The following is a 3,433-nucleotide window of genomic DNA, read 5'->3' as shown; positions in this document are numbered from 1 at the left end:
GTATCTAGTCGGCAGAAACGGTCTGTCAAACTTTCGGACGGTGTTGAGTAGATAGAGAAATGGTAGCCATATTGGTCAGACCACTCTTCTACACGGCGTTTCATATCACGAATAATGTCTAACGTGAATTCCTTAGCATCTGGATTACTTTCCCAGCTGTTACCAAAGAAAACCGTCGCTACTTCATACAAGCCGATATAGCCCAGCGAAACAGTTGCGCGACGATTCTTAAAGAGCTGGTCAACACTTTCTTCTTTACCTAGACGATGACCAAAAGCACCGTATTGATAAAGGATAGGAGCATTGGCTGGTGTCGCCTCTTTAGTGCGTTCGACACGATAAACAAGAGCATCTTCAGCGATATTCATCCGCTCGTTGAAGATTTCCCAGAACTTGGTCATATCACCTTCAGACTCGAGAGCAATACGAGGCAGATTAACCGTCACAACACCCAGATTCATGCGACCTGAATTGACCTCGACACCATTTTCATCCTTCCATCCTTGAAGAAACGAACGGCAACCCATAGGCACCTTAAAAGAACCTGTCAAGTCAACAATCTTATCATAAGACAAGACGTCTGGGTACATCCGTTTGGTTGCACACTCAAGAGCCAATTGCTTGATGTCGTAGTTAGGCGAACCTTCTTCTAAATTAAGACCTCTTTTAAGGGTAAAGATGAGTTTAGGGAAGATAGCTGTACGGTGTTCTGAACCAAGCCCCTTGATACGAATGTTTAAAATAGCTTTTTGAATTTCCCGCTCAAAACGATTGGTTCCTAGACCAAAACCTAGCGAAGTAAAGGGTGTTTGCCCATTTGAAGTGAAGAGAGTATTGATTTCATACTCAAGAGATTGCATGGCATCATAGATGTCTTTTTGCGTTTTCTTCCAGGCATAATCTTCCCGTTTTTCAGGCAAGACCCATTCTTCCGCATCTTTGAGGTGTTTTTGGTAATTCTTCTCTGCATAAGGCGCCAAGACTTCATCAATACGGTCAGCTGAACAACCGCCGTACTGGCTAGAAGCAACGTTGGCGATGATTTGGGAAATCTGAGCTGTCGCAGTCTGGATAGACTTGGGACTTTCTACCTCTGCATTTCCAATCTTAAAACCATTCTCCAACATCCCCTTGAAATCAATCAAACAGCAGTTGGTCATAGGTGTATAAGGACTGTAGTCCAAATCGTGATAGTGGATATCCCCTTTTTGGTGGGCATTGGCTACGTGCTTAGGAAGCATTTGCAGTCCGATTGATTTTCCAACGATGCCCGCTGTCAAATCACGCTGGGTGTTAAAGACATCGCTGTCTTTATTAGCATTTTCATTGACAACTGCCTGGTCTTTGTTGAGAAGTTTATGGATGCTAAAGTTGATATCCGTCGCTTTTGAACGCTCAAAATCCCTCTGTGTTCGATAAGTGATATACTCTTCAGCCAGCGCATATTCTTTAGCTTCAAGGAGTTCATGTTCTACGATATTTTGGATTTCGTAAATCTTAACTCCCTTTGGAAAGCGACTATGAATTTCTGTGACAATTCGCTCGGTCAGAGCATTTAGACGCTTTTCAACCAAGGGTGTCACATCCATAACCTTGTCAGCCGCCTTGTGGAGAGCCTTGTCAATCTTGTCCACATCAAATACAACACGTCTCCCATCTCGTTTTTCGACGAAGAGAGTTGGCAAAATTGTAATTTTTTCTTCTAGTGCAATCATATGCATGCTCTTTTCTAAAATGTTCTTTCTAAAAAGTATTATACCACTCTAAAAAGAAAAATCAATATCTTGTGGTAAAAATCCTAAAATTTTTAAAAATACACAAGATATTGATTTGGTTATTTGATTTTATAGACTTTAAACTCTGAGTAATCAGTCTTTACTTGTTGGTAATTTTCTTTTAAGAGTGTCTCCACCTCAGACCAGAGAGCCACCTTGTCGTTTACCACAATAACCTTAGGTTGGTTTTCTTTCAAGTCATTGATTAAACTAGTTTTATTCTCTTCTGTACTCGTGTAAAGAAGAGGGGATGGGAACACGGATCCAGCCAAACGCTGACTTTCTTTATACATTTGAACATGTGAATCCCAAATATAGATTTGGTCACCATCACTCGTCTCTTGTTTGACTCTATCTAGCACTTGATGTTGTTCTCTATAAGAAGCTGGATGCAAGACAAAACGAGCTACAAAAGGAACTGCAATCAGATAAACCACCACTAGGATCGGTAGGTAGAGATTTCCCTTCATGAATTTTTTCCATAAAGTTGGAACCTCCTCTCTTCTTCGACGACGAGCTCCTCTAGCTGAGTGTTTCCCACGAATACTGGTCATCAAAAGAAGGAGTAAAGACGGAAGGATTAGAACCAAACGCGAACCGTGAAGAGGTTCTTGAGAAAAAAGCAACAAGGCTAATACAAATAAGAAAGCAAAACTAGCTGGTACTGAAATAACATATAATCTTGATGCCTTTGATTGGAACAATCCTAGAAAAACAAGGAAGAGAGCTCCTAAACCAAAGGTCAACAAACCATAGAATACAACATTATCCATTAGTTGAGGATTGGTAAAGACCTGAAGGGAATCAATCGGATACAAAAGACTTCCTATAGCTTCTCCAAAACCACCTGAAGTAAGCACATAGTAGCCTACTGGGTAAAAGATGAGAGAAAAACCAAGTGCCGCTGCAAAAAACTGATAAACTCCATGGACAAAACGACCATGCCCTATATTAAAGACAAATAAACCGATCGTTACTACTACAGTAAAGAGAAGACTTGTAAAAGGCTCTATGAAAAATGATAGACCCAAAAAGATCCCCAGACGTAAAAATCTCTTGTCGTGGTTAGGATTTGATAGATAAGCTGCTATGAACGAAAATCCTGCAAACAGAAATGGTAAAGCTAAAATCGTTGCATATCCTCCGCCAAAACCGAGACCAGATACCAAAATATAAAATATGGTTAGGAGTTGCTTGGCTTGTTCCCTTTGTCCCGTCAGATAGTCAGTTGAAGAAAAGAGGAAATAACCTCCTCCTAAGAGGGCTAGCCATTCTACCAAGGCAAAAAGGATACCTCCTTGGGTAATATAAAGTAGCAAGTAATAAAGAAGACCGTGACTAGCATAATAACTACTGTAGAGCTGTCCTCCCTGATGCAAAGTCCACCCTATATACAAATCCTGAGCCTGAGAAGGACTTACCATATCTAAAAGTAAAGGTATCACCACAGAAAAAACCGTTGCAATCGTACTTCCAATGACGAGTCTGAAAAACGGGAAAGCTACCTGTTCTTCTTTTTCCACATGAGATTCAAGATTCCTATCCAGTCTATTTTCAATTTCATTACTCTGTATCGTTTCGGATACTTCTTCGATTCTGCCATATACAGCCATGTCGTTTCTCCTATTCAATTTATCTGTCTTAGTATATCAAAAAGA

Annotated in this window: 2 protein-coding genes; both read right to left on the bottom strand. The window is 40.5% G+C overall.

Annotation, left to right across the window (positions count from 1 at the left end; translation table 11 throughout):
* The coding region (gene nrdD, locus PAN06_RS13395; RefSeq protein WP_269796572.1) for an anaerobic ribonucleoside-triphosphate reductase at positions 1 to 1,715 on the bottom strand (1,715 nt) is incomplete at its 3' end.
* 119 nt (positions 1,716 to 1,834) lie between these two features.
* A complete protein-coding gene (locus tag PAN06_RS13390; protein WP_269796571.1) occupies positions 1,835 to 3,388 on the bottom strand; it encodes a damage-inducible protein CinA in 1,554 nt (517 codons plus the stop codon).
* Positions 3,389 to 3,433: the final 45 nt, after the last annotated feature.

This window comes from Streptococcus sp. SM3 (assembly GCF_027497875.1).
This window is presented reverse-complemented; position numbering and strand designations above follow the sequence as displayed.

Coding starts and splice junctions, on each gene's coding strand:
- PAN06_RS13390 (WP_269796571.1), bottom strand. CDS start 3,388: ATGGCTGTATATGGCAGAATCGAAGAAGTATCCGAAACGATACAGAGT.